At 47.4% G+C, this 22,695-nt stretch carries 19 protein-coding genes; 11 read left to right on the top strand and 8 right to left on the bottom strand.

Annotated features, from left to right (window positions below; all coding sequences use genetic code 11):
* Window positions 1–30: 30 nt before the first annotated feature.
* From QUB14_RS15575 to QUB14_RS15560, 4 genes are all read right to left on the bottom strand, one after another.
* Entirely contained in the window at window positions 31–651 is a 621-nt protein-coding gene (locus tag QUB14_RS15575; RefSeq protein WP_333217796.1) for a DUF6391 domain-containing protein, read from the bottom strand.
* Window positions 652–828: 177 nt separating this feature from the next.
* Window positions 829–1,542 (bottom strand): MORN motif-containing protein, encoded by a 714-nt coding sequence (locus tag QUB14_RS15570; RefSeq protein WP_190659507.1) that lies wholly within the window; start codon window positions 1,540–1,542, stop codon window positions 829–831.
* Window positions 1,543–1,647: 105 nt separating this feature from the next.
* Complete coding sequence (locus tag QUB14_RS15565) at window positions 1,648–2,388, bottom strand: MORN motif-containing protein (RefSeq protein ID WP_190739072.1); 741 nt, start codon at window positions 2,386–2,388, stop codon at window positions 1,648–1,650.
* Between the two features lie 183 nt (window positions 2,389–2,571).
* Window positions 2,572–4,086 carry a hypothetical protein gene (locus tag QUB14_RS15560; RefSeq protein ID WP_333217797.1) on the bottom strand — a complete coding sequence of 505 codons (1,515 nt, stop codon included), beginning with the start codon at window positions 4,084–4,086 and terminating at the stop codon, window positions 2,572–2,574.
* A gap of 231 nt (window positions 4,087–4,317) precedes the next feature.
* Here QUB14_RS15560 and QUB14_RS15555 point away from each other — a divergent pair, with 231 nt between their 5' ends.
* The 5 genes from QUB14_RS15555 (at window position 4,318) to QUB14_RS15535 (ending at window position 9,213) form a co-directional block, all read left to right on the top strand.
* Window positions 4,318–4,986: a retropepsin-like aspartic protease gene (locus QUB14_RS15555; RefSeq protein ID WP_333217798.1), complete on the top strand. Its 669-nt coding sequence runs from the start codon at window positions 4,318–4,320 to the stop codon at window positions 4,984–4,986.
* A 426-nt stretch (window positions 4,987–5,412) separates the two neighbouring features.
* Window positions 5,413–7,011 carry a 2,3-bisphosphoglycerate-independent phosphoglycerate mutase gene (gpmI, locus tag QUB14_RS15550; protein WP_333217799.1) on the top strand — a complete coding sequence of 533 codons (1,599 nt, stop codon included), beginning with the start codon at window positions 5,413–5,415 and terminating at the stop codon, window positions 7,009–7,011.
* Window positions 7,012–7,470: 459 nt separating this feature from the next.
* Window positions 7,471–7,710 carry a preprotein translocase subunit SecG gene (secG, locus tag QUB14_RS15545; RefSeq protein WP_190659521.1) on the top strand — a complete coding sequence of 80 codons (240 nt, stop codon included), beginning with the start codon at window positions 7,471–7,473 and terminating at the stop codon, window positions 7,708–7,710.
* A 118-nt stretch (window positions 7,711–7,828) separates the two neighbouring features.
* The gene (locus QUB14_RS15540; protein WP_333217800.1) at window positions 7,829–8,575 is read left to right on the top strand and encodes a peptidase; all 747 of its coding nucleotides are present in this window, start codon (window positions 7,829–7,831) and stop codon (window positions 8,573–8,575) included.
* A 203-nt stretch (window positions 8,576–8,778) separates the two neighbouring features.
* Window positions 8,779–9,213, top strand: a complete 435-nt coding sequence (locus QUB14_RS15535) for an NUDIX domain-containing protein (RefSeq protein WP_333217801.1) — start codon at window positions 8,779–8,781, stop codon at window positions 9,211–9,213.
* A gap of 322 nt (window positions 9,214–9,535) precedes the next feature.
* On the opposite strand, the gene QUB14_RS15530 is transcribed toward QUB14_RS15535, so the two are convergent.
* Entirely contained in the window at window positions 9,536–10,033 is a 498-nt protein-coding gene (locus QUB14_RS15530; protein ID WP_333217802.1) for a rhodanese-like domain-containing protein, read from the bottom strand.
* A 393-nt stretch (window positions 10,034–10,426) separates the two neighbouring features.
* On the opposite strand from QUB14_RS15530, the gene QUB14_RS15525 reads away from it, so the two are divergent.
* From QUB14_RS15525 to QUB14_RS15515, 3 genes are read left to right on the top strand one after another with little or no spacing between them, the layout of a single operon-like run.
* Complete coding sequence (locus QUB14_RS15525) at window positions 10,427–11,146, top strand: hypothetical protein (RefSeq protein WP_333217803.1); 720 nt, start codon at window positions 10,427–10,429, stop codon at window positions 11,144–11,146.
* A gap of 17 nt (window positions 11,147–11,163) precedes the next feature.
* The gene (locus tag QUB14_RS15520; RefSeq protein ID WP_333217804.1) at window positions 11,164–12,984 is read left to right on the top strand and encodes a hypothetical protein; all 1,821 of its coding nucleotides are present in this window, start codon (window positions 11,164–11,166) and stop codon (window positions 12,982–12,984) included.
* 1 nt (window position 12,985) lies between these two features.
* Window positions 12,986–14,470 (top strand): DUF1802 family protein, encoded by a 1,485-nt coding sequence (locus tag QUB14_RS15515; protein WP_333217805.1) that lies wholly within the window; start codon window positions 12,986–12,988, stop codon window positions 14,468–14,470.
* Window positions 14,471–14,529: 59 nt separating this feature from the next.
* On the opposite strand, the gene QUB14_RS15510 is transcribed toward QUB14_RS15515, so the two are convergent.
* From QUB14_RS15510 to QUB14_RS15500, 3 genes are all read right to left on the bottom strand, one after another.
* Window positions 14,530–15,267 (bottom strand): Uma2 family endonuclease, encoded by a 738-nt coding sequence (locus QUB14_RS15510; protein WP_333217806.1) that lies wholly within the window; start codon window positions 15,265–15,267, stop codon window positions 14,530–14,532.
* A 133-nt stretch (window positions 15,268–15,400) separates the two neighbouring features.
* Window positions 15,401–18,412, bottom strand: coding sequence for an EAL domain-containing protein (locus QUB14_RS15505; RefSeq protein WP_333217807.1), 3,012 nt, complete (start codon window positions 18,410–18,412; stop codon window positions 15,401–15,403).
* Between the two features lie 269 nt (window positions 18,413–18,681).
* The gene (locus QUB14_RS15500) at window positions 18,682–19,515 is read right to left on the bottom strand and encodes a prohibitin family protein (RefSeq protein WP_333217808.1); all 834 of its coding nucleotides are present in this window, start codon (window positions 19,513–19,515) and stop codon (window positions 18,682–18,684) included.
* Between the two features lie 753 nt (window positions 19,516–20,268).
* Between QUB14_RS15500 and nfi the strand changes: the two genes are divergently transcribed.
* From nfi to QUB14_RS15485, 3 genes are all read left to right on the top strand, one after another.
* Window positions 20,269–20,922, top strand: a complete 654-nt coding sequence (gene nfi, locus QUB14_RS15495) for a deoxyribonuclease V (RefSeq protein ID WP_333217809.1) — start codon at window positions 20,269–20,271, stop codon at window positions 20,920–20,922.
* 454 nt (window positions 20,923–21,376) lie between these two features.
* Window positions 21,377–21,607: a KGG domain-containing protein gene (locus QUB14_RS15490; protein ID WP_006631632.1), complete on the top strand. Its 231-nt coding sequence runs from the start codon at window positions 21,377–21,379 to the stop codon at window positions 21,605–21,607.
* A gap of 476 nt (window positions 21,608–22,083) precedes the next feature.
* On the top strand, window positions 22,084–22,614 hold the full coding sequence (locus QUB14_RS15485) for an FHA domain-containing protein (RefSeq protein ID WP_333217810.1): 531 nt from the start codon (window positions 22,084–22,086) through the stop codon (window positions 22,612–22,614).
* The last annotated feature ends 81 nt before the right edge of the window (window positions 22,615–22,695 follow it).

Genomic DNA, 22,695 nt, shown 5'->3' with positions numbered 1-22,695 from the left:
CCCTCTCCTACTCTTCTCCTCCCGCAGCAGCTATTCAACCCAACGCACCCGCACAAAATGAGCTTCGCGTCCCCAGAAGTCGTGACTTACAGTAATATCAACAACACTCAAATTAAACGGAATAGCAGTTGTGACGTAACGCTGAGCCAGAGCTCCCACATCAGGAGCTAACTGAGCCGCAGCCGCCGCCGCTGCACCCAAACCTAAAAGTTGCAGAATGGGCCCCCGAGGCAGGGCTAAATTGATGCCAACAGCAAGTCCAGCCGTTAGCAGCATTGCCACCGACAAATTCGTGCCACAGCGGGGATGTACAGCTAAATCCCACTCTCCGCTTGCAATCCGCTGCAAAGCCTCGCGTACTGCCTGATGCAACTGTACAATGTTGACGTGGCCATAAAGATAAAACCCTTGGTCTGTGGACATCCCGCCCAATAACTCATTATCGGTTCTTGCTGTCGTCGCACCAATCGATTGGCCAAGTACCCAAACCGTAGCGTGTTCCAAAGCATGAACTTGTCGCAAAGCCAATATTTCCTTCAAGCCGGGCACAAAATTGAGTTGTCGCAACAAATCAGCATCTTGAGTCCGCTGCGGGGCAAAGTCGAAGGGAAACTGGCCAGTGCGGCCGGAAGCAGAAGCAGTAGTTGTCATATTAAAACGCCTCCATTAACTCCATTAAGTGGATATTTAACATTAGCAATTCGGTTGAGAAAAAGCCGATCATAAATTATCAATAGTTGTGACTTTAAAATTTAGCAATGGCAGGTTGTGTGCAAAAATTATTAGCCTTCAACCTGCCCTTACTAACAGATAGCACTTATTCCCAATTTATTGCTCTAGTCGCTGGCCCTCACGGAATACTCCCGGAAGTCGCCGACCTCTGGTATCGATAATTGTGCCCTTACCGTGAGGCAATCCCTTGCGTAACTCTCCCTCATAGCGGATACCGTTCGAGAACGAACAGTTACCCCTACCATCAAGTTCTTGAGTATAGAACTGTCCCGAACACCGACTGCCGTCAGCGCGGGTGAACGCTCCCGTACCTAAAGGCTTGCCCCCTAAAAATTGACCCACAAAGCGATCGCCATTAGCAAAAATGAATTGCCCTTGTCCCGTGGGCACGCCTACTTTTTGATCGAGAGAAAACGACCCTATATAGCGATCGCCATTAGTAAAAATAGCTGTCCCGGAACTAACTTTGCCATCTCGGAATATGCCCTCCACGCGGGCGTCGTCCTTAAATATAAATTGTCCTCGACCATTTGGTTTGCCCAGACGGAACTGCCCCTCATAGCGATCGCCGTTGGAATATACGTATACCCCAGTGCCACTGGGCAAACCGTTAACGAACTGTCCGATGTAGCTATCACCGCTGTCATAATCGCACCTAACTCTACCTGTAGCGATAGCTGGCACGCAGCGACCGGTTTTAGCTTCTGTTCCTTGTGCCATTGAGGGCAAGGGATAAGTCGCGTAACTACCAATTCCCAACACTGATGCAACTAATAAAGCAATTCCACTGATCCAAGAACGGGAAATCATCAATCAACTTTCTCCTATGCGCTGTTAGATATTATCTTCTTCTGTCCTTTGTCTTTTGTCCCATTTGTTGTCAAAAGTTGGCTTAAAACCTCAATCATTTATCCTTTACGAAACTCCGGGCTTGCCGTTGCGAAATACCCCCGGAAAGCGCCTACCGCTAGCATCGATCATCGTCCCGACACCGTGAGGCACTCCCTTTCGCAATTCTCCTTCATAGCGCGTACCGTTGGGAAAAGTGCAGGAGACACTAGCGTCAAGTTCTTGATTGAAAAACCTCCCGGAACAGCGAGTGCCGTCTACCCGCACCAATATCCCCGGGCCAAAGGGCGAACCTGCAAAAAATTGTCCTTCGTAGCGATCGCCATTAGTATAAAAAAATTGACCCCGCCCTGAGGGTTGGCTGCTAATGGCATCAGTCTGAACGTTCCTGACGACTGCGAACTCTCCGACGTAGCGCTCGCCGTTGGCAAAAACGACCGTCCCAGATCTCATTGTGCCGTCTTGGAACACGCCTGTGTAGCGGGCATCATCTTTAAAAATGAATGTCCCTCTACCATTTGGCACTCCCTTCCGAAAATTTCCTTCGTAGCGATCGCCATTAGCGTACACGTAGACTCCGCTGCCATCGGGTAGGCCGTTGACGAAATTTCCCTCGTAGTTATCGCCTCCCTCGTAATTGCATTTTACTCTTCCCGTAGGAGGGTTGCCTTGGCAGAAGGGAGAGCGTTTTCCTTCTTCTGGTTTTGGTTGAGCCATTGATGGCTGCGGATTCAAGAGATTAGTGGCGCTGCCGATACAAGAAGCAACTAATATCGCCATCCCTAATTTTTGAATTGAACCGAGCATGATCAATCTCCTTTAACTTCAATTACTAATAGGGATTTTCTAGAAGCTAATACTCAATGAAAAGTCCTCTCTTTTTTAATCCCTGTACTAATTTTACCTTCAGGTTCGATATCTGCCCTAAATGCAAAAAGGCAAAAACTCTAATTTTTGCCTTTAGCATTTTTCCTGCTTTACTGTCAATTTTCAGCGTCGCGCTGAGCTATTCGGATTTGGGAGACGGCTAATAACTGCATTGGCTGGTTGTGATTGGCGACTTGCGGGTTTTTCGCCAACACCTTTGGCTACCTCAACGCCGTTTTCCTCCAGAATCACGATCGGATCTGCTCCTTGCTTGAGATCGACCCGCTTCACCAACACTTGCCCGTTAGACAGCCGCTGCCCGACTTTGACATATCGGCTGGTTGGTTCATTCGGTACTTTGACAATCACTTGCGTCTCGTTCCCGACTTTTACCACCCCGCTGACTTCAGTGCCTGTAGCAAGGTCAGTAGAAGGCGGTGGCGGCGGTGCCGGAACTACTGGGATCACGGGAGGAGGCGGGGGATTTGGGTCTACCCACTGGGGCGGGCGCTTGTCTACTGGCAGTTCCGGCAGATCCGGCACTCCTATAGGCCTAGCTGCTATTGGCTGGGGCGGGCGCGGGGGACCCGCACGGCGAGGCTGGCGAGGCTGCGGATTCGGCGCACCTTGGGGTCTAACTGCTATTGGCCCAGTTGCAGGAGGACGGGTGCCAGTAACTCTTCTTGCCCTGGCATTGGGGTCTCTCCATTGGGGCGGGCGCTTGTCTACGGGCAGTTCCGGCAGATCCGGCACTCCTATGGGTCTAGCTGCAATGGGTTCGAGTCCCGGCGGGGATGTACGAGTACGACCTAACTGAGGAGGAGCGAGCCCCGGAACTTGGGGCGGCAAGCCAATTTGTCCCCCCGTGCCTCCGGGTAAGGAACCATTTGTGCCACCGCCACCTAACCGAGGAGGAGCGAACCCCGGAACTTGGGGCGGCAAGCCAATTTGTCCCCCCGTGCCTCCGGGTAAGGAACCATTTCTGCCACCGCCACCTAACTGAGGAGCAGTTAGCCCTGGAACTTGGGGCGGCGAGCCAATTTGCCCCCCCTCACCTCCGGGAAGTAAAGGGCCTTCCGATCGACCTCGTAGTTGCTGAGTGCCCCCTCGACCGGCTGTGGGTGGCCTGGGGATAGTAACCGTCTGATTAGGCCTGTTAAGTGGGGGGGGAGCCAATAACTCGGGAAGCTCGGGTAGCACGGCTACTTCTCGCTGTGGCAGTTTGGGGAGTTCTGAGCTAATCCCACCCGCTCCGTTAGCTCCTGCAGGGATTTGTAATGCGATCGGCGGCAGCGGCCCAAAGGGGTCTAACTGAGAGGGATTCGCTGTCACAGGGCCTTGGGCCACCGGCTGAAGCGGAAGCGTGGGATTCCTGTCCTTTTTGTCGCCGATATTTGTTTGAGCCTGTCTCGCTCGTTCCTCTGGGTTGGTCGATCGAATTAACCCTGGAGGCTGGGCGGCTACTATTGGAGACTGGAAAGTCTGAGTTCCTGGGGTGGGGCTGGCAGAGGCGGCCGGAGATGGAGAGGCTGCACTGGGGCTGGGGCTGGGGCTGGCTGTGTTGCTGCCCTCGCCACCGCAGCCTGCGATCGAGAAAGCTAGTAGTCCTATAGTCGCCAAATATAAAAGTTTGTACATTGCCGATCGCCCCTAACTGCTTAATTTCAAGATCTCCAACAAGGCTCTGCAATTACAGCCTGTTGCCGTTTATAAGTTTATCTGTGTTCGATGTTATGCGATCGCTTGAAAATTGCCAAGTTTTCCTCATGATCTCATCGGGCTCTTCGGGCGCTAGGTTTTGGGCGAGCAAGTTAGGATATCAATGGCGGTCGTTGTGGGAAATATTGAATCAATCAAGGTATTTAGATCATGGCAAAAGTGATTCTCAAGCGAATTTGGCGATCGGGCTTTGTTTTTGCGACCGTTTTGGTTGGTCTGGGCTCGGTGGGGTGCGAGGTGCATTCTGATTCACATCAGCCAGAAACCCAGGTGATGACATTGGTGTCGGATGTGAATTCCCAGCCGCTCGTGAAGCGGAGCTATCCCGAAGGGAATCGCACTATAACGGGATCGGGATTCGCAACTGGCAAATTGTACTCTCAGTTTTGGAACCCATCCAATCCTGGTGCCAAACCCCCAGCAAATCAACCGCCTAAGCCACGGGGGAATCCACAGGTATTTCAAGCTAAAATCAAGCGTCGCGCAGGCGGGACGCCGGTAATTGATGTGGTATTTAACGGCAACAAGACTTTTGAGATGATTCTCGATACCGGGGCGAGCGGCACTTTGATTTCTCAGCGGATGGCTACTGCACTGGGAGTGAGGCCGGTGCGTACCGTGAGAGCGGGGATCGCTGACGGTAGCGTTGTCGAGTTCCCGATCGGTCTGGTGCGATCGATCCGGGTTGGGGGTGCTGTGATCCAAAATGTCGAAGTGGCGATCGCCAAACAAATGCCAATAGGTCTGCTCGGTCACGATTTCTTTGGCAATTACGATGTCAAAATTAAAAAAGATGTTGTAGAATTTTATGTTCGCTGACAGTGAGCCGATTCGGAAACGGATTTTTGCTCAACTCGTTTAAAGTTATTCCCAGCCCAGTCAAAGCTATTTAATCTATTTCTTGAGGCAGTAGTAAAAGTCCGCCATCTGTGGTACTCTTCTTAGTGTTTCAATAGCAACCTACCGTTGAACAATTCGTGAAAATGCGGCGGCAAAAGCAGGGTCGCTGTTGGTGAGATCGGTAACAGTCTCCGACTGTGCATTCACAGTACAGGGCAAGGCCATCAATTAAACCATTCCCAAAGCAGGTCGAAATGCGTTCCCAAAATGCTGTGGTTAAGGGAATTTTGGTGGGCTGTGTTCAGCCGGAGCCGAGAAAATATGTAAACTGATGAGCGGAAGATGTTCCGCAAAATCGGAAATCATGAAAATCGAGAAATTAATTATTGTAAATAAGGTATTCACATGGCACAAGCGTCTGTATCTCCTGTAGTGCTGATTATTCTAGACGGCTGGGGTTATCGTGAAGAACAAGACGGAAATGCGATCGCCGCAGCAAAAACACCCGTGATGGACAGTCTCTGGGCCGCTTATCCCAGAACTCTGATTCACACATCGGGTCGGGCGGTAGGGCTGCCAGACGGGCAAATGGGTAACTCAGAGGTCGGTCACTTGAATCTGGGCGCGGGCCGCGTGGTTCCTCAAGAGTTGGTGCGGATCTCGGATGCAGTGGAAGATGGTTCTTTGCTCAACAACCGGGCGCTGGTGGAGCTTTGCCAGAAAGTCCGCGCCACGGGCGGCAAGTTGCACCTGACTGGTCTTTGTTCGGAAGGTGGGGTTCATTCCCATCTCAGTCATATTAAGGGTTTGCTGCTATTAGCAAAAGCACAGGGAATTTCTGAGGTGTGCATTCACGCGATTACAGACGGTCGTGATACTACTCCGAAAGAGGGTGTCGAAGCTCTAGGCAAGATTGAAAGTTATATCGCAGAGGTAGGGGTCGGTCGGATTGCGACCATCAGCGGCCGCTACTACGCGATGGATAGGGATAAGCGCTGGGATCGGGTGCAGCGCGCTTACGAGGTGATGACGACTGAGGGTGCTCCTGACGGTCGATCGGCTGTGGATGTGTTGCAGGGCTCCTATGCTGAAGGAGTGACCGACGAGTTTGCTGTTCCGACTCGGATTTCTCCGGGGGCGGTGGCATCCGGGGATGGGGTAATTTTCTTTAATTTTCGCCCGGACAGGGCGAGAGAATTGACTCAGGCTTTTGTGGCACCGGATTTTAAGGGGTTTGAACGGAAGTTAATTGAGTCCCTGGCGTTTGCGACTTTTACTCAGTACGATCCGAAACTGTCGGTAATGGTGGCTTTTGAACCGCAGAATTTGAACAATATTCTGGGCGAGGTGATTTCTAAGCACGGTTTGCAGCAGTTGCGGACGGCGGAAACTGAAAAGTACGCTCATGTGACTTATTTTTTTAATGGGGGTCTGGAAGAGCCTTTTTTAGGAGAACACCGGGAGTTGGTGCAGAGCCCGATGGTGGCGACTTACGATGAGGCGCCCCAGATGTCGGCAGACTTGGTGACGGATGGGGTGGTGACGGCTTTGGAAAAAGGCATCTATTCGTTTATGGTGATTAACTACGCTAACCCGGATATGGTTGGTCATACGGGGATGATGGATGCGACGATAATTGCGTGCGAAACTGTGGATAAATGTTTGGGGCGGCTGTTGAGCGCCATTAGTAAAGCTGGGGGAACGGCAATTATTATTGCTGACCACGGAAATGCTGAACAGATGTTTGATGAGGACGGGAATCCCTGGACGGCTCACACTACTAACCCGGTGCCGTTTATTCTGGTAGAAGGCGAAGGTCGGAAGATTCCGGGTCACGGAACGGATGTTCCTCTGAGGACGGATGGTTGTTTGGCGGATATTGCGCCGACGATTCTGGAGCTGTTGAGGTTGCCTCAGCCCCCGGAGATGACGGGACGTTCTATGATTCGATCGGCTGAGTTTGAAGTTCGTGCCAATCGCACTCCGGTGCGAGTTCGATTGTAGTAGGGACAAAGGCGCCGTGCATTGGTGTCAACTTAAGCTGTCATCCGCCCAGTCCTCCCGCCCATCCGGTAGTCCGCCAGGGAATGAATTCCCTGTCTAATAGCGAAAGTCCTCTCAAGAGGACTAATGAGTTTAAAAATTCGGCGTTGCTGAATTGGGGTAGGAAATTTGTAGGGGCAATCCCCCGTGGTTGCCCCACCGCTGACAGGGTAAGCACTTAGAATTACCCCATCAGGCAAAATCATACTTGGATTCAGCAGTAGCAAAAATTCTTCTTTTCAGTCCTCTTAAGAGGACTTTCGCTTTGAGGCAGGGAATTCATTCCCTCCCGGACTGCGGGTTTGACGTTAAGTTGACACGCCTTGGGCTCTGGGAGTGTCTCTGCATAAATTGTGTGCGATCGACCGAATTTGATAGGATAATAAATTACCGATTACTAATTACCAATTACTCCAGATTATGAATATTGTTTCTGTGTTACAAGTTATCTGGTCTTTGTCTGCTTTAGGACTTGTGATTTTTGTGTTGCTGCACAGTCCTAAAGGCGATGGTATTGGAGGGATTGGCGGACAAGCTCAATTGTTTACCAGCGCCAAGAGTGCAGAAACGAGTCTGAACCGGATTACTTGGGGTCTGTCTATTGTTTTTATGGGTTTGACTGTGATTTTGAGTGCTGGTTGGTTGGCGCCTAAGTTATAAGATTTGGATTTTTAACCGCAGATAGCTCACGGGCGAGACGCCCGTGCCACATAAATAAATTATTGTGGGGTGGGCTTCTAGCCCGCCCTAAAAATGAAATTTAAGTGCAGTCAGAAAAATGCGGTTGTGGAAAGTGACAGTAAAACCTCGATTGCTGTCTGGTTTGGGATTGGCTTTATGTTGTTTTAGCTTCATAATTTTTACTCAGGTTAATACTCCGGCGGCGACTCTTTCTTCTCTCCCGAATAGTTTGCCGAATCCACAGGTTCACCCTTTGCCGCCAACGCTAGCAAATTGGCGAGATTCCACAAATAGTGGTGATTATTTTGACCAGGTTAAGCCACCGAATTTCGGTCATTTGTTGTGGTCTAAGTTTCCGATTCAGGTTTATGTGGAGCGTCCAGTTGATGCTAATAAGTCTGAAGAATGGGTAGCGGCTGTGTTGGATGTGGTGCGGGAATGGGGGGTTTATTTGCCTTTGGAAGTGGTGGATAGTTCGGAGGTGGCTGATATTAGGATTTTACGTCGGGCTCCGCCTTTGCGTCAAGGGGTTTTGCGATCGCGCTCTGGAGAGGCTACCTATGAATTGTACGCCCGTCGGGATGGGGATAAAACTGTGTTATCTCATCGGTTTTCGGTTTATTTGAATCCGAATCAAGTGGGTAAGTATATTCCGGCGACGGCGCGGCACGAGTTGGGTCACGCTTTGGGAATTTGGGGTCACAGTTTGATGGAAACTGATGTGCTTTATTTTTCTCAGGTGAGAAATCCTCCGCCTATTTCAGCCAGGGATGTTAATACTTTGAAGCGGGTTTACGAACAGCAGACTCGGTTAGGGTGGGAATTTCAGAGACTCGGCGATTGATATCATTTCCGGTTACACCGGAATGATGTTGACGGTTGACGGTTGACTGTTCACGGCGTCAACAGTCAACCGTCAACCGTCAACAGTGAACTCGAATTTACTATTCCGATGCTAACGGATTTGATATGAAACTGCATCTCTCCAAATTAAGTTCGCTTAGGCGGACTAAAAAAACATAATAGTTAATAGGAAATATCAGAAAAATGAAAGATGAATGTTTTGGAATTGTGCCGATTTGTGGAAAGGAAGCTGATGCTTTGTTTTTGTTGATTCAACATCAAGCGGGACATTGGGCGTTTCCGAAAGGTCACGCGAACCCCGGGGAATCTCCTGCGGAAACTGCAAGGCGGGAATTTGAGGAGGAAACAGGTATATCGGATTTTGAAATGCTGGATGAGCCGAGTTTTACGGAACACTATTCTTTTGTTAAGGATGGGGAGCCGATTGAAAAGACTGTCACTTATTTTTTAGGTTTTGTCAATTCGGTGGAAGTTGTTTTGCAAGAGGAGGAAATTCAAAATTCTGCTTGGCTTCCTTTTGAGGAAGCAGTTAAACGGATTACTTTTGATGCAAACCGCCTAATGTTTGGGGAAGTTAAGGCATATTTGGATGGCAGGAAGTTAAAAGTCGGCGGTTGAAACCGAGGCTATACAAAGGAAGTCACTCTGTAAGAGACTAAGAAAATTGAGGCAGGATTTGGTATAAGTCAATATGGTTCAGTTAAGCCCGATCCCCCCTAGCCAAGGGCGGGCACGGAGGCACCGCCCCTACGAAGGGGGGGACAAGAAGTTACTCAAAGTCCCCCTTCTTAAGGGGGATTTAGGGGGATCTCCGGGGAATAAACAGTTTTAACCCAAGCGTATTGGGGTATAAGTTCTGATTGAAAAACCCGGTAACTTTTGCGATACCGGGTTTATTAAGTGTCAGATTCTGTGGGCGACTCCTGCCGCCAATCTGAGGTTATTTGTTCGTTTTCTGAGCTTCGGCGTGGTGTTGCAAGCGAGAAAAAACGTTGTAGGCGTCGGGGCCGGGAGTATCGTGTTCGCCAGAGCCGTCCATGGGGCCGTCAATGGCTTTCCAAGCAGGAATTCCGCCTTTTAGTTCGGCTACTTTTTGAAAGCCTGCTGCGCGGAGAAGATTGGCAGCTTCGGCGGTTTGTTGGTCGTTTTCGCCGTAGATGTAGATATCGCGGATGGGTTCTAAACTCGATTGTGCTCGAGCTACTAATTCGTCCATTGGCATCATTACCGCGCCGGTAATGTGGCTTTTGGTGAAGCTTTCAAAATCACGAGCGTCGATGATTGTGAGTCCGGGTTCGCCCCAATCTAAACGGGCTTTGAGGTCGTGGCTAGATGCTTGAGCTTTTAAACCAGGAGGGGTGGGAGTCAAATCGGGAAGTTTTTCTTTGATGTCGGAAATTTGGTCGGGAATATTTTTCATCGGTAAAATGTTGTTCAATTTTTTGATTGCTATTGCAATGTAACAAGAGGTTGAGGTTGAATTCGTCTTTCTAAAGGCTGAACCTGGCATTGAACTAAAGTCGCAGTTAAGCTGGGTTGCAGGTTGTTAGCTGCGGTTGGGATCGCTAGATTTGTTGAGTTTGCTAGAGGAAAGCGGGCTGTGCTTCAGATTGTTCGATCGCATTTGCTGTGGAGAATTTGAAGTGCGATCGCTCGTTAGATTACGTATTCTATCAAACGATTTCCTTTTAGTCAATCACAATTATTTTGAAATGAAATTGGTCGAAGTTGCGTACAGCCTCGCGCGGGATTTTACGGAAAAGCGGAGAGGTTTGGCAGCAAGATTTATGATAAAATTTGATACTAAGAACAAGTATTTAAAGGTCTGAATATGTCTGAGAATGATGAAATTCCGGTGTCTAACACTTTGACACCGGAAGAGCAAGCGGTGTGGGATGCGAAGGCAAAAGTTCGGGTACTGCTGAATTTGTGGGATTTGGGCGGCGGGAGAATGAAGGTGAAAAAGGGGGATTTGACTAAGCGGATTGTGCGGACTAATGAGACGAGTCAGAGATATGTGGAAGTGCTCGGCGAGTTGCAGGCGACTGGGGCGATCGAGTATTCGCTGGTAAATCGGGTGACGCTGGTGGAATTGAGCGCTAAGGGGAAAGAAGTTTTAGCGCAGGGGCTCAAAAGTCGGGATTCTTTGTTTGAGTTTGATGGTTCTCAAATTGGTACTCGGCTGGGAAATTCTTTGTTGAAGTGGATTCGCCATCAGGATGGTGCGGCGAGTGTTGCGGTTGAGAAGGGGAAGGCGGATGTAGGGACGATCGCATCCTATGACGATTTTAAGTCCCAAGCCCTTGCCCTATTTGAGAAATTGGACAAAGGCTACAACTACAGCGGACTTGTACCTATTTGGCATCTGCGCCGTGAGCTAGGGGAACGGGTTAGCCGGGAGAATTTCAAAGACTTGATTATGCAGATGCAGGCCGATCGTTTATTTTATCTCCAAAGTGGAGAGGCTCGTGGAGCAACTGATGAACAAAAGCAAGACTCGATCAGCGATGACATAAGAGGTCTTTTATTTTTCGCTAGCAAACCATCTTGAGATTGAGGCAGAAAACAATGACTGATCCGTATACACCGTTTGAAGAAGCACGCAAGCAACAGCCGAATCCTTTCAAATTGAAACCCATCGTAAGCGCGGATGAGGTTTGGGGTGAAGTCGTAACTGATCTCCCTGACCTCAACCAACAGGTTGACCAAACAATCTATAAAGCAATTTCTGAAGTCCGCCAAAAGTATTCTGATAAAATCGGGATTGCAGTCAGAGGTGATAGAGGCACAGGCAAAAGTCATACAATCCACCGGATATGGAAAACTATTGAGCGCGACGGTGGCTCTGTATTTGCCTACATTCCTCAATTTACTAACGCTAGTCGAATTGACTCCCATGTGCGGTTCCATCTTTCACTCAGCTTTAAGCACCAAGATGTCAGAGGAGTAACGCAATGGCAGCAACTTGCTGCGTCTATGATTGCGACTCTTAAGGGAACAGAATTTGAAGAAAAATACCAGCCCTATCTTGAAAAATGCCATCATCCTGAAGAATTAAGGAAATACCTCATTCAAAATCTCAACCAACCTCAAAGATATGAATTTATTGATGAGGTAATCGAAGCAATCTTAGAATCTCAACATGACCTTGACTTTAATTTTTTGAAAGCCGTTTTATTTCTCATATTTAGATCGGCTCCAATCGCTCAAGTTGGTATGGCTTGGATTCAAGGTATAGATCATCCTGAAACCAAGCAAAGGGGTTTACCAGAGTTTTCGCAGCAAGAACAAGATGCAAAGTCTATTTGGTTCATAGAGCAGATATGTAAGCTTGCTGGAGTTTCATCACGACCCGTATTGATTTGTTTCGATCAACTAGACCAAGTTAGTGTCGGTAATGACTGCGGAGATAGCGCTGCTCAAATAGTAGCTAGCTGCATAGATAGAATTTACTTTCAATGTAGCAATGTACTTCTCCTCTGTTGCGTTATTAGCGACACCTGGAAGGAAATTGAACAAATGGGAAGTGGCATACCCGATCGTGTAGGACAAAGGTCTGTAGCTACAAACCCACCTACTTCTGATCAGATGTTAGAGCTTGTTAAATTGAGGCTAGCTTGGTTTCACAGCAAAAATAATCTAAATTCTGATGATTACCCTAATTTATATCCTTTTGATGCTAATCAAATCAGAGGTATTGCAAGTAAAGCTGCTGGTGTGCGAGACTTGATGAAATGGTGTGCTGAACAATTTGATTCAGTGGAAATTGTAGATCCAGGAACTTCAACGAGAGACCAGAGCAACAATAAACAGCAAGAGTTTCTGGATTCTTATTCTGAACTATTGAATCGAGTTTCAGTCCCCGAACAAAACGATGACCAGTTAGCTGCTATTATTGCCTCTACAATGGCAATGATTCCTAAATGTGGAACAGAAAATGTAATAATTACTTCGGTTACACATATTAATCAGGCAGGTCACGATCTACATTTGATTATTGAGGGCCACGATTCTCTTCAACAAAAAACAGTAAGAATTGGAGTCAGAGTTTCCGAAACTTTGACGGGCATGACATTCAATGCAGTAATGCAACGACTGTTGAAATATGCCAAACATAACATTACTCGTGGTTGCTTAGTCCGCTCAACACCCGTTCCCCTCAGTTGGAAGAAAGGCAAACAGCTTGAAGAAAAACTTGTACAGGAACAAGGAGGTGAAGTTGTTGTTCTAAAGAAGGATGAGATCAAGCCTTTAGCAGCACTTCATCAAATTTACGAGGAGGCTGAGAACTACGGGTTTACTAAGCAGGAAGTGATTGACTTCGTTCAAGAATTAAACCTGGCTGCTAAAAATCCACTACTTTGTGAAATTCTAAGCGCTCCTACTTAATATGAATCTTGGAATCATTAAGGGTATTCAATTACCAGCTTGTGATGTTGACCTGCTAACATTAGGCAGGCTAATTGCTGTACCATTCAGGCAAAATATCAGAGAAGGTGAGGTACTGTGGCTCTATCCCAGTCAACACCTTCCTGATAATCTTAGCCTCGCTCAATACTATCAGACTCAATATTTGACGAAGGCTGAAAGTGCATTTGCTGAACTTCAAACATATCCTATTCAGATTAAAGTATGGGCGCGTTGTGAATATCATTGGCGGATTAATCCAGAGCAAAAGTACCTTCTAGAGAAGATTGCAAATTCAACCGTTTGGAAATTGGAAGCTTTGGAACATATTTTTGAACAATACCAAGTTCTCAAGCTATTGATTTTACGAGTTTATCGCCTGTCTAATCCTTGCATAGTCAATGGGCAAACAGAGTCAGGAGCATTCTATTGGCCGCAGCGTGACGATGTGATGGCAATGAACAGCGAGAGTGATACTCCGGTGATTTCTGAAGCTAGTTTTTATAAACGTAAAGCTCTCTTGGTGGCTGGAGAAGTCTATCCTTACAAATATTTAGAAGCTTTGCAGTTGCAAGTTGAGCAAATTGGTAGTAGCAACTTAGCTGCCAATCAGCTCAACGATGATATCAAAATATTTCTAGGTTGGTCTGAAAATTCACCAACAGCAAAACCAGACCGAGATTTAGCATGGATAAGTGCGATCGCACAAATTGGCAACTCTAGCGATGGTAATACATTTGAAAAGTTAGTCCGCCAAAGTTTTGTCAAGCTAGGTTTTGCCAATTCTAACACCAATCCGAAAGCTAGTCTCAATCCAGAATCAACAGGCGGCGCTGGTGGTTTAGACTTTTATTGCGAGACTCCATATCCAGTAGCGGGAGAGTGCAAAGCTAGCAAACATGAAAGTGTACCTAATAGTGTCACCGCTCAATTGGTTCATTTAGGCTTGACTCACTTGGGTCAAGATAGGTTCGATCGATCGGTTAAAATTATTTTGGCGGCTGGGCCTTTAACTAATCCAGCTAATCAAGCAGCTATTGGTAGTAAAATGAATGTAATTCGCCCTGAAACATTGCAAAGATTAGTTGAATTGAAAGCTAAGCAACCAGGTTCCATCGATTTATTACAGTTAAAACCTTTTTTGGAACAACAGCCGTTTGGTGAGGAAGCCGATGCTAAGGTTAATCGCTATATTGACGAGGTGCGGGAAAAGCTTAAAGTGCGATCGCAAATCATACAAGCAGTGAAACAACTTTGCTCAGATAGCGACTTTCCAACGGTTGTTGAGATTAAAGTTCAATACAATGCTAGATTTGCCGCCAATGATTCTAAGCTGACAAACGAATCAGTAAAGGATTTGACTATAGAACTTTCTTCACCACTGACGGGTTACTTAGGGCGAATAAAAGGAGACAATTGGCAAAGCGATCGCTTTTATTTCCTGCGCGACTTGTCGCTAGATGATTGAGATACGTCAAGGACGATTCCCTTCGGGATAGCTTCGCTTCACGTACTTCATCCAATTTCCTACACACCATCAGGATCTACGCCCAATTCCCGTAACCTCGCCGCCAACCTTTCCGCGCGTTGTTCGACTGTTTGTAGTTGCTGCAATTGAGCTTGTTCTGCCTTAATTAACCCTTCCACCAATGGCGGATCTAAAATTTCATTGACTGATAATCTCAAATTGGGAAATACTACAGATTCCATTTCATCACCCGGCAAGTAATTTACCTCTGTATAAATGTCATCACCTTCGAGAAATGCCATAACTCGCACCCGTTGTCTGTTTTCTGTTGGATCAACAATCACATATTCCGGTACGTTAGCTAGTTGGTACTCTCCTCGTTTAGTTATATAGTCTGCCCGCCGATCTTGGCTAACTACTTCTATTACTAATAACGGCGTTTCATCAAAGTCAAGTATTCCCGAACCACGTCTAGCAAGAGCTTGTTGCCACAAACTTTCTGTGCAAACAACTACATCGGGAATGCGAGATGTCGCCTCTTCGGTTCTCACTCCTACAGAAGTTTTGACGACTAAATCGAGATTGTGTTCAGCTAAGTAACGCTGCAATTTGTAAACCAAAAATTCGCAGATGCTTGTATGTAATGCGCTAGCCGTTGCCATCGGCATTAATTTGCCTTTGTACAATTCGTATTTTACATCGTCATTGCTTTGATAAACTCTGTACTCTTCAAAAGTTAATGTCGGCGAAGTATCGAGCTGTTTTTCTTCGACTGCTGGCACAACAGATTGAGACATATATTTTTACCTATCTCGATAGTTTGCTATTATACTCAATTTTAATTTTAACACTCAAGGCATTGAGTACCAAAAAATCGATCGCCCTTATTGACAATCAAGCAATTTGACCCGGTTAAATATTTGGTTCAGTTCACCATTTGGGCGATCGCCTCAACAAGGCTGTAGCTGCCTCACTGTCGAGAGGTTTAGAGAAAAAGTATCCCTGACCGTACTCGCAGCCGATCGCCCGCATTTGAGCCAATTGGGTGGCGGTTTCGACCCCTTCTGCTACTACCTCCATCCCCAAACTGCGGGCCAGCATGACGATCGCCCGCACGATTTCCAAATTTTCGCCCCTTTCCCCGATGCGGGAAACAAAAGAGCGATCGACCTTCAAAATATTAATCGGGAACTTGTGCAAATAACTCAGAGACGAATAACCAGTGCCGAAATCATCAATACACAGCCCGATACCCAAGTCTCTCAAATGCGAAAGCATCGCCGCCGCCGCTTCTCCATCTTCCATCACCACACTCTCAGTAATCTCCAACTTCAAACAGCGAGCGTCAACACCTGTTTCCAGCAAAACTTGCTTAATTTGCTCGATTGACTCGGGTTCCGCAAACTGCCTCCCCGAAAGATTTACTGCAACTGTCAGCGGCAAATTTCCCACAGGTAAATTCAAACTCTGCCACTTAATAATTTGGCGGCAGCTTTCGTTCAAAACCCACAAACCCAAAGGCGTAATTAACCCTGTTTCCTCCGCCATCGCAATAAATTCCATCGGGGAAACTAAACCCCTTTCTGGGTGCAGCCAGCGCACCAGCGCCTCAAATCCGATAACCGATCCGCTTTTTAAACAAACGATCGGCTGATAATAAACAGTAAAAGGACATTCCAATTTTAAAGTAGTCAATGGCGACTTCGGACGATCCAATCTCCGATCGATTTCACTCATCGGCGAGTTTTCCGCCGCCGTCCCACAGGCGAAATCCACTATGGGATATTTGAAATTTAGTTCTTCAACCGACTCCCGCAAATCGTGTTCCAAGTGCATCAAAGCCACAGCCCGAGTGTGCATCGCACTGGTAAAAACTTCGTAGCGAGCTTTACCGAGAGCTTTGGCCCGGTACATCGCAATATCAGCATCGCGCAAAATATCTCCCGGCCACTGATATTTGTCGGTACTTAAGGCAATGCCGATGCTAGCAGTAATTAAAACTTTATTACCTTCCAAATAAAGCGGTCGTTCGATCGTTTTGAGAATTTCCTTTGCTTGGGCGATCGCCTCATCAACACCGTGAATTTCATCCAGCAAAATCACAAACTCATCTCCCCCCAGACGAGCCACCGTATCGCCCGGCCGCAAACAAGTCAAGAGACGGCGGGCCACAGCCACCAACAGGCGATCGCCCGTGCGGTGTCCCTGACTGTCATTAATCACCTTAAACCTGTCCAAATCCAGAAACAGCACCGCAAACTGATAGCTCGGATGCCGTTGGGCGCGGGCAAAAGCTTGCCCCAACCTGTCAGTCAACAAAGCACGGTTCGGCAACTCTGTCAGCGCATCGTGCAAAGCATCGTGCAACAATTGTTCTTCAGCCATCTTGCGCTCAGTCACGTCGTGACAGTTGACCACAATTCCCCGCACCGAAGGTTCGTTGAGCAAATTCGTCGCCACCGCTTCCAACACGCACCAGGAACCGTCCTTGTGCTGCACTCGGTATTCCGCCATTCCCTGGCTAACTCTCGGCATTTGCATGACACCTTTGAACACTTGATCCACTATCAGCAATTCGTCAGGGTGAATCAAGTCAAATATAGATCGGCCGAGGACTTCCGCCGTCGGGTAGCCCAAAATCCGCTCTAGAGAAGGAGATACATAGCGGCAAAAGCCTTTCTCGTCGAGAATCACAATAATGTCTCTAGCATTTTCAATCAACGATCGAAAGCGCTTCTCGCTTTGCCGCAGCTCTTGTTCCGTGCGCTTTTGGTCGGTAATATCGGTATTCATGTAAATCAGACCGACAATTTTCCCCGTGCGGTCTTTAATAGCATCTGCCCGCAGCAACACTTGCAAAGTTTTACCGCTTTTAGTGCGCTTGGTAATTTCACCAAACCAAGAATAACCCTGGGCGATCGTGTCGAGTACCTCCCGGGCGACTGCGGGGTCAGCAAAAACTGCCGATATACCTCCGGCTAGTTTACATTCCTCTGCGGTGTCCCATTCAAATAGCTGAGAAAACGCTTGATTTTGATAAATGTGAGTGCCGTTCGCATCGCTGATGCCGATCGCGTCACTCGAACTTTCCACCGCCTTGCGAGTCAAAACCAGAGCTTCTTCTGCCCGCTTGCGCTCGGTAATGTCAATCCCTACCAGACAAGCTGCTTTGCCGCGATCGTACTTTTGAGCCACAATCAAATAGTATCCCTCGGACTCTCCCCCGTCGGTTTGTAGCTTAACGTTGAGTTCTTTAACCGCTTCCGTAGCGTCGCCGGCAAAAAACTCCACCACAAAAGAGTTAAAATCCGAGCTAGCGCCCAGAAAACCAATATCTTGACCGACAAAAGCCGACGGCCGCAAACCATGCAGTTTGGCTAAGTGCTGGTTAACCCCCAAATATCGCAAATCCGAGCTAATCCAAGATACTGTTCCCGGAACTGCTTCCAAAATCGTTTGCAGTTGGTCGTTAGCTTGCTGCAATGCTTGCTGCACTTCACAGATTGGTTCCGACAAGTCAGATTGAACTCCTACAAAGTGAGTCAAATTAGCGTTGTCGTCTCGCACGGGAGATAGCGATAATTTGGCCCAAAATGGAGTGCCGTCTTTGCGGTAATTTTTGATTGGTGTCTGGATTTCTAGACCTTGGCGCAAGGCGTCGCGGATCTTCGCTACAGTAGTTCGATCGGTATCCGGGCCTTGCAAAAATCGGCAATTACGCCCCAAGATTTCACGGGCGCAGTAACCCGTCATCCGTTCAAAGGCCGGATTGCAATAAATTATCGGACAGTCGGGTGCCTTGGCGTCAGCAATCACAATGCCGCTGCTAGTAGCAGCCAAGGCTCGATCGCGCAGCCACAGGGCTTCTGACGCAGTATGGCGATCGCCTACACCCCCCACTCCACCTAAATTAGAAATTGACTGGTTCTCCCGATCTCCCATCAGCCGAACTTTCAAGCAAACCTTTACAATTTCCGAATTGTTTCTTACTCTAACGTTTTTCACGACTCGCGCAACGTAAATTCTATCTCCGCATTTAAGTAAGCGGGATTTCACCTTAGTGGTTAGTTGTATTTTCTACCCTTGCTGTTGGGCATTTAAAAAAGCACGTCTTCACTTCCGCAGTGCAAAACCCTCAATTCTTCTCCCCCTCAGACTCTCTCCCCCTCAGACTCTCTCCCCACGCCCTGGCCATCACGATATGCAGCAGCTTATTTAGCAGGAGTTGCAGCTTGAGAACTCGGCGGCGCAATATTAATTAATGGCAAAGTTCCGCCTCCTCCCATTACTGTCGGAAACTGGCCGTTCCATTTTTCAATTGCTTGCTGCTGCAAAATTTCGGCTGTTAAAGTTTGTCGCTGCAAGCGTTGAGCTTCTGCCTGACCTTTAGCGCGGTTTATTTGGGCTTGAGCGTCTTGGGTTGCTTTTTTAACTGTAAATTCTGCCTGTTTAGCTTCTTGTTCTGCTATTTGTTTAGCTTCGATGGCTTTGCTAAATTCTGGAGAAAAGCCAAAATTTATTAACGAAACATCTCTGACAATGACCCCGTAAGGTTCCAAGCGCTTTTTGAGGCTGTTGTCTATTTCGTTTTTTAGTTCCGTGCGCTTAGTGATTATTTCTTCGGCGGTTTTTTTAGAAGTTGCTGCTTTGAGAACTTCCGAAATTGCCGGACTCAGAATGCTGGTAACAATTTGTTCTTCGTCTCCCACTTGTTGGAAAACTTGATTTACTTTTGCAGGGTCAACATTCCAGTTGACTGCCAAATCTGTAGTAATGCTTTGCAAATCTTTGGATGCTGCATCTGCTTTCAAATCTGTTTTTTGTACCCGCACGCTGAGAGTTTTTACAGAGGTGACGATCGGTAGAATCGGGTGGATGCCTTCATCTAATATCGCGTCTTGAACTTTGCCGAAGCGCATCATGACGCCGCGTTCCCCTGCGCCGACGAGGGCAAAAGGTCTTAAAATTAAGGCGGCGATGATGAAGACGATGCCACCGACGATGTAGAGAGCTAGGTTGTACTGAACACTTTGCATGGTTTTCATATGTTGATTCACCTATGTTGTGTTACTTGATGTTAGTTTTATATTCGATCTTATCTAAGATTATAACTTCATGTTAAGGGTGCAACAACTCATAAATTCATTGATTATTTTTCATAAAAGTCATATAGTTGCGAGGGTCTGGGAACCTCTTAGCTCGATGAGCGGGGATGAACAATGGCACTTGTAGCTGGGTGAGATTATTGATGAATAAATGTTTCAATCATCTTGACAAAGAGGAGTTTTTTAGATAAAGCAGAAGTAAATAGATATAGCAATCCTAAATGATTTGCGTAATTATTGTAGGGGCAATCCCCCCGTGGTTGCCCCGATAGATAGGGGTAGGCACGGGGGCACTACCCCTACAAATTTATCTGAATGATTTAGGATTGCTATAGCTCGATCGCTCTGCGACAAGGGATAAAAGGGCGATCGGAAAGAGAAAGCTTTCTAGAAAGCTAGAAAATCAGGATCGAATAGGTATTTTTTATAAATTTTGAGTAGAAGATTGGAGGTGCTTGCCGCTAAAACCTTTGGGGGTTGGTTCAAGCACAAGCGAAAGATAGAATTTCACTCTCCGACCTACAGACTCTATTTGTAGAATTGGCATCGGCCGGCCTTGCTCAACCCACCTGAGTAGAAAAAAAGACTCCTTGGGCAAGTTAGGAATTTATAGCTACAAACGATAAAAATCTGAGTTTAAAAATGGCCGAAAATAAGTTAAGCTTAGATGAGTACGGTTAAAGAAAAATCAAAATGTTGCAGCGACACCCTTGGCCGCAGACAGTTGAAGAGGCGATCGCCATTCAAGAACAGCTTCGGTCAGAGGTAATTACCGCCAATCAACTGGACACAGTTCAGTACGTCGCAGGCGTAGATGTCGGCTACGACGGTGTAAACGATGTATCGCGGGCCGCTGTAACAGTTCTGAGCTTTCCCGACTTACAGTTGCAGCAGCAAGCTGTGGTTCGCAGTCCTACAACTTTTCCTTATATTCCGGGTTTCCTGTCTTTTCGAGAAGTGCCGGCAGTTCTCGAAGCTTTGGAAAATATCAGTTTGAGACCAGACTTGATATTGTGCGACGGTCAAGGACTAGCCCACCCCCGCAGATTCGGTCTTGCGTGCCATTTGGGGGTTTTGACAGGGATTCCCACGATCGGCGTTGCCAAAAATCGATTTATTGGAGAACATTCAGAAGTCGGACTCGACCGGGGCAGTTGGGAACCCTTGCTGTTGGAGGGATCGACGGTAGGAGCAGCGCTGAGGACGCAAACAGGGGTAAAGCCGATTTATGTTTCGATAGGTCATAAGGTAAACTTGATAAGTGCGATCGAGTACGTCCTGCGCTGCGCCCCAAAATATCGCTTACCAGAAACAACTCGATCGGCAGACCAACTAACATCGGGATAAGTGGCAAGGGCCGAAGGCATCAAAAAAAAAGTAAAAAGACCAAAAAAGCATCCGTCTTTGGACTTTTAATTTTTGAGGTGGCGCCGCCCGATTCAAAAAATCCTCTGAGTCTACTGCCAATCAGCTTTCGCTTCCATCCTTCCAGCGAACTAAAGAATGACTATACCTGAGAAAGAGGTATAAAAGTTGGGGAGGTTTATAGAATGATTGAAAGACAGTAACCAGCTTAAAACATTGGCGGCTCTAACTATAGTGCCCGGGCGTGAACTATTTTTAGTTCACATTTGTAAATTATGAAAGAGTCATCCTGCGAGTTCAACCAAAAGCTTAGATTCGTCTGATGAGGTTTCATAATTTACCGTCGGATATCTCACCACTGACTGGGAGTAACCACGACAGTGGGAGGCGAAGGCGCGATCGAGCTAAAAAATCAGAAACAAACAAGGAGACAGTCATGGCTGAGAAAAGCAAACGCGGATTCGCTTCTATGGATGCAGAAAAACAGCGCGCAATTGCTAGCAAGGGCGGAAAAGCTGCACACGAGAAAGGAACTGCACACGAATTCACCCCTGAAGAAGCCAGACAAGCTGGTCAAAAAGGTGGGGAAGCTGTCAGCAGAAATCGCGAACACATGGCTCAAATTGGTCGCGAAGGCGGTCGGAAAAGCCGCAAGAGCGAAGCTTAAGTCTCTCAAGGCTGGCCCTGTAATGAAAGATTGCACAGTTGCAGCGTGAGAGATAGCACTAGGACAGTGAACGTTTGAGGAGGTGCGGCGATCGAAGTTACCAAGGTAGTTCGATCGCCCAACCTCCAAAATTTGTAACTAGCGCCCCCCAGCTTTGCAAATTTGAAAACCCCACAGCAATTAGTTTTTAGCAATCGCTGGCCAATCTTTAACGGCAATTTTTTAACAAAGCTGCACAGGGGTCAATAATTTTGCGGGAAAGAAAAGCTGGCAAGCGCGATTCAGTCTCTCAAAAAAAGCCAATACGAACACTAAAAGCCCCGAACTCAGGGCTTTTTTGTTTAGCTGCAGATAATATTTTCAGAACTTCGATCGAGTCGGCGTCAATAATTCTAATTAAGTTTTTTGGTGAGGAAGTCCGTCCTCAAAATAAATCAGCTAATATTTTTTTATATTTTTGAGTTAACTATAAAATCATGACAAACCAGCTAACTTTAGCATGGACAGAAGCTGGGGTGCGTCAAACTCAGACAATTGAAAACGGACAGCCGAGCAAAAGTCCGGGAACCGTGAGACTAGGGCGCGATCCGGCGAAGTGCGATATAGTATTTTCGCATCCCAGCGTATCGGGGCTGCACGTTGAAATATTTTTTAATCAGGAATTGCAGGAGTATGCAGTGCGGAATTTGCGGGAAAGCAATCCGCCGCTGGTAGACGGACAAATTCTCGCCCGAGGCGAAGCAAAATTGAACTCGGGAAGTCACATCCATTTAGGGCAAGTGCAAATCGAGGTGGTGAATGTGACGGAGGTGCAGGTAGCCGCGCCCCAGACAGTTTTGCTGTCTGGGCCTCCCGCACCTGGTAACTTTCAGCCGACGGGGCCTTCAAAATACGGTTTGCAGTGTCCCAAATGCAGCCGAATTTCGTCTTACGCGCAGTTGAATGCGGGGTGTCCGTGGTGCGGTACTTCTTTGGCGGCGGCGGCGAGTGTGATGATCTCTCCGTGAGAGTTTGAAAAGGGGAAAATCGGGCTATCCGCTAAACACTCTCAACTTCAAAAATCTTTTTTTGCAGAAAGCTCAAAGCCG

It is taken from the genome of Microcoleus sp. B3-D2 (assembly GCF_036705345.1).
Classification (GTDB): Bacteria; Cyanobacteriota; Cyanobacteriia; order Cyanobacteriales; family Microcoleaceae; genus Microcoleus.
This window is presented reverse-complemented; position numbering and strand designations above follow the sequence as displayed.